Here is a 4587-nt window from a genome sequence, read left to right as displayed (position 1 = left end):
TAAGCAGTTACGTGGAATATAACTTATAATACTAATTAAGAATATGATTGTCGTACTTTAGCCTACTGAACTACGCTGACGAAATCACCCAAGATTTACCCTACCTGCAACTACTTGAAAAACAACAGACCAAAGCGCAACTCCGAGACTATGTCCGTTTTCTACGGCTGTTAAAGGCAGCAGAGTGTTCGACCCAGGAAGCAGCCGCTAACCAGGTTAATCTGAGCCTTAGACAGGCACAACGACTTTGGAAACGCTATCGAAAGGATGGACTCGACTCGCTGATCCAAACTCGACAGCATGGCTATATGGGTAAACTATCGACCGCGCAAATGAGTCGATTACGCCAATTTCTCTTTGACGATCAAGCCCAAACCTTAGCTGACATTCAGGCTTATTTAGCGGGTAGTCTGGGGGTTAAGTACACCATTGGCGGGGTAAGTGATCTGAGTAAACGACTGAAAATAAAACGCAAAACGGGTAGACCTGTCAATGTCAGACAACAACCCGGGGCGATTGAGTTTTTTAAAAAGATTTAGCGACTTGCGGGCCGACTTTGCGGATCATGCTATCTTTTTTCATGATGAATTACGGGGGGGCACTCGGACTGAATTGGCTTGTAAATGGAGTCCAATGGGTCACCGACCTGTCGCACCGGTAAAAATTGGCTATCAGAGTGTCTATTTATATCTCACCCTTTGTCCCTTCAATGGGGAAGGTTTTGCCGCTTTTTTACCAAAGCTCAACGGGGAACAGTTTAGCTGGTTTGTTACTCAAGTTCAGGGCTGTGTGGATCAAAAAAGTCTTTTTATTGCTGACGGAGCTACCGCCCACAAGCGCGAATTTTTTGATCCTCAAAAGCTTGTCTTTGAGCGCTTACCTGCCGCTTGCCCCGAATTAAATCCAGTGGAGCGGTTTTTCAAGGAAGTGCGTAAATACCTGAAGAATAAAGTTTTCGAAACGTTGGATCAAGCTCAACAGCGAATCCAAGAAGTGGTTGAGCGTTTATCTAGTCAGGTGGTCTCGTTAACATGTTTTCCTTATATAAGAAATACGACACATAGTTTCTGAATTAGTATAACTTAATCCTTTACTTGATTTTTAGGAAGATATTAATACATTTGATACCTATTTGCTCCTTACTGTCAGTAACTTACGCTCTATCCATACGATACACAGGCCCTACCTTCTTTATATCTTCAAGAAGCCATGGTTTATGGATACGCGCTTGACCCTTCGCTTTCCCCTGTTGTCTAGTCTTCCTCAGGCTGAGCATTGGTTAACCATGCAAATCAATCTGGGAATGGCCCCAGCCACTATTGACGCCTATAGCCGGGCCCTGGTGGACTACTTCCAGTTTTGTCAGCAACGAGCCGTATCAATTGAAGCGGCAAACCGCGAACACATTGCCGCTTACGTTCATCAACTGGCGACCCGACCACTAACTCACCCTTCTGCTAAGCAACGGATTGGCTTGGCCAATGCCACCATGCAGCAACGACTGGTCGCGGTTCGATTGTTTTATGACTATTTAGTGGAAGAGACAGTTCGTGTCGATAATCCCGTACGACGAGGGGTATACACCCCTAATAAAGGCTTTGGTGGTACTCGGGAGCGGGGGCTAATTCCCCACTACCAAAAGCTTCCCTGGATTCCCACCGATGAGCAGTGGGTCACCCTATTGGAGGCGGTGCGTCAGGAGCCCCTACGCAACCAACTCATGTTTGCTTTATCCTACGATGCAGGCCTGCGTCGGGAAGAAGTTTGTACCCTCCAAACAGGCGATATTGACCCATCCCGGTGTTTGCTAACCTTACGGGCTGAGATCACCAAAGGGAAACGAAGTCGGGTTGTTCCCTATTCGTGGGCTACCAGCCAACTCTACAAGGCTTATCTGCACCAGCGACAGCAGCTTAGCCGCCAGCGAGGACCTTTATTCTTATCCGAGTCACGACGCAATCATGCTCAGCCGATCAGCATCTGGACCTGGGCCAAGGTTATTCAGGGTATCGCCCGACGGGCTGATTTACCGCCGTTCACGGCCCACACCCTGCGGCACCTGTGTTTGACCGATTTGGCCCGGGCGGGTTGGGACATTCATCAGATTGCCCTCTTTGCCGGACATCGCCATACCGATAGCACGCTGTTGTATATCCACTTAAGTGGACGAGACTTAGCCAACCGCGTAGCCCAGAGTATGACGGCCATCCATCAATGGCGAATCGACTTATTACACCAGATGACCTCATCGGTCCTATAAGCTCGTACCCGTATGGACATCGATCGATCGACAAGCTGGTTGGGACTTGAGCCACCCCCTGACCTGAGTACCTCTTTAACCCAGGCCGAGCAGGACGCCTTAGCCGAACGCTATCGCTATAAACAGACACCCCGATCCCGCCAGATCGCTCGTTGTAACACCCGGTTACAGCGGCTGATTACGCCTATTGATTTGATCAGGAACCATATGGGTAGTAGCCGGGCGGATTACCTGACAACGCTACAGGTACTACTGGAGGAGATGCATCAGCGACAAATACCCTGGTGGAGCTGGACCGAAAAACAGTGGAGCCAGACGCTGGCAACCAACCGGACTGAGTTTGTCAGACGCCATCAGTATCAGAATACCAACGCCCGGAAGTTGCTGTTAGCCTGTGCTTACATGCCGGGTAATTTTAATGCCTTCCATACGTACGGGCATTTTGTACAACTGGCTTTTGCTAAACACATGTTTGGGGAGCAGTCGGTTCAACAGGCCCTGCAAACGCTCACCGATGAGCTGCGTCAGATGGGCTTGGGACCGGCACTTACCAAGCATTTTATTCCCCAGGTGCTAGGGTATGCGCTGCTGCTGGCGCGTAGCCCTCGGCTCAATGACTTATCAACGCCCTTACTGGAGCGGGTCCGTAGTGAAATGGCTCCTTCCTCCCGCCGGCCGTGTGTTCCCTTTTCCCGAGCCTTGTGTCGGTTAGGCATTCTAAGCCGACCGCTGGCCAATGCCCCAGGGGGTGTGCACCCCCGAGGCGGTATCGGGGATACGGTTTCCGACGAATGGCTAGGCTGGTGTGAACGCTGGTTAGCTACCTCGACGCAGTCATCTAAAACCAGGGCCAGCAAGTTTACCATCCTGATGAAAGCGGGGCGATGGTTAGCGGCCACTTATCCCACCATCACCAGTCCAGCCCAGTGGACGCGTGACTTAGCCACCCAATGGGTAGCTGCCGTGGATCGGATGACGGTTGGCGACTGGGTGCATCCCGATACGAAACTACCCGCCAGGCAGCTTGGCAAGCCCATTCGACCCAATACCAAAGCGACCTTTTTAGCGACGGTCCGTACGTTTCTGATTGACTGTCAACAATGGCAGTGGATGCCAGCCCACTTCGATCCCCGTCGAAGTGTCATTACCCCCCGCTCGGTACAGGCCCTGCGAGGGCCTAACCCTCGGGTAATCAGTGAGGCAACCTGGGCCAAATTGATGGGAGCGGGCCTGACACTCATGGCGGACGACCTGCCTCTCTGCCAGGCGTATTATCGGGGCAAGAATCATTCCCGTCCCATGCCCTGGTATCCCCTGGAACTGGTTCGGGCGCTGACCCTGATCTGGTTGTTTGCCGGGCTACGTTCGGATGAGATCTACCGGCTACGGGTGGGTTGCATTCGCTGGCAGACGGTTGAGGAACCCAACCCGACCAAAACCGTTGGTTCTCGCTCGGTTTGTCTACTGGAAGTGCCAATTAATAAAACCAGTACGGCTTTTGTCAAACCCGTTGACCGGCTGGTGGGCGAAGCCATTGAGGCTTGGGAACGCCTGCGACCCGCAGCGGTTGCCAGTTGGGATGCCAAAACGGGAGAGACCGTTCAGTTCCTGTTTATCTACCGGGGCAAACGAGTGGGGCAATCGTACATCAATGACACGGTGATTCCTATGCTTTGTCGGAAAGCCGGCGTACCCGAAGTGGATGCCCGTGGCCCCATTACCAGCCACCGGGCCCGGTCAACCATTGCGACTCAGCTCTACAATGCCCGCGAACCCATGTCCTTGTTTGAACTACAGGCCTGGCTGGGCCATCGGTCCCCAACGGCCACTCAACATTACGCCACCATCACGCCGACTAAACTGACGAAAGCCTATCAGGATGCGGGTTATTTTGACCGCAACGTTCGCATGATCGAGGTCCTGCTGGATCAGGACGTCATTCAGAGCGGGGCTGCTGCTCAGGGAACCCCCTGGAAGTATTACGATCTGGGCCATGGTTATTGTACTTATGACTTTTTTGATCAGTGTCCTCACCGGATGGCCTGCGCCAAGTGTTCGTTCTACCGGCCTAAAGAGTCAACAAAAGGTCCGTTGCTGGAAGGCAAGCGCCATTTGCAACGCATGTTGCAGGCCGTTCCTCTCTTAGACGATGAGCGAGCGGCTGTAGAAGAGGGCGTTGAGGCCATGGACAAGCTTTTGCAACGGCTGGCTCACGTTCCCACCCCTAGCGATCAGGCTCCTACTTTATTGACAGACTTGATTCCCTTTCCCGCTATTCAAACCGCTACCTAAACGACTATTATTTTGCTCTTTTATATTCCACATAA

General features: G+C 52.0%; 4 protein-coding genes. All 4 read left to right on the top strand.

The annotated features are described in order from the left end of the window. Positions 1-47: 47 nt before the first annotated feature. The 4 genes from ACYVBJ_RS21845 (at position 48) to ACYVBJ_RS21830 (ending at position 4552) form a co-directional block, all read left to right on the top strand. Positions 48-539: a helix-turn-helix domain-containing protein gene (locus ACYVBJ_RS21845; protein ID WP_460984425.1), complete on the top strand. Its 492-nt coding sequence runs from the start codon at positions 48-50 to the stop codon at positions 537-539. Continuing rightward, complete coding sequence (locus tag ACYVBJ_RS21840) at positions 493-1071, top strand: transposase (RefSeq protein ID WP_460984424.1); 579 nt, start codon at positions 493-495, stop codon at positions 1069-1071. Before ACYVBJ_RS21845 ends, ACYVBJ_RS21840 begins: the two co-directional genes overlap by 47 nt. A gap of 145 nt (positions 1072-1216) precedes the next feature. Continuing rightward, positions 1217-2260 (top strand): tyrosine-type recombinase/integrase, encoded by a 1044-nt coding sequence (locus tag ACYVBJ_RS21835; RefSeq protein WP_460984423.1) that lies wholly within the window; start codon positions 1217-1219, stop codon positions 2258-2260. Positions 2261-2272: 12 nt separating this feature from the next. Then, positions 2273-4552 carry a tyrosine-type recombinase/integrase gene (locus ACYVBJ_RS21830; RefSeq protein WP_460984422.1) on the top strand — a complete coding sequence of 760 codons (2280 nt, stop codon included), beginning with the start codon at positions 2273-2275 and terminating at the stop codon, positions 4550-4552. The last annotated feature ends 35 nt before the right edge of the window (positions 4553-4587 follow it).

The sequence above is a fragment of the Spirosoma fluminis genome (genome assembly GCF_054778895.1).
Note: the sequence above shows the minus strand (reverse complement) of the source record. Positions and strands in the feature narration are given on the sequence as shown.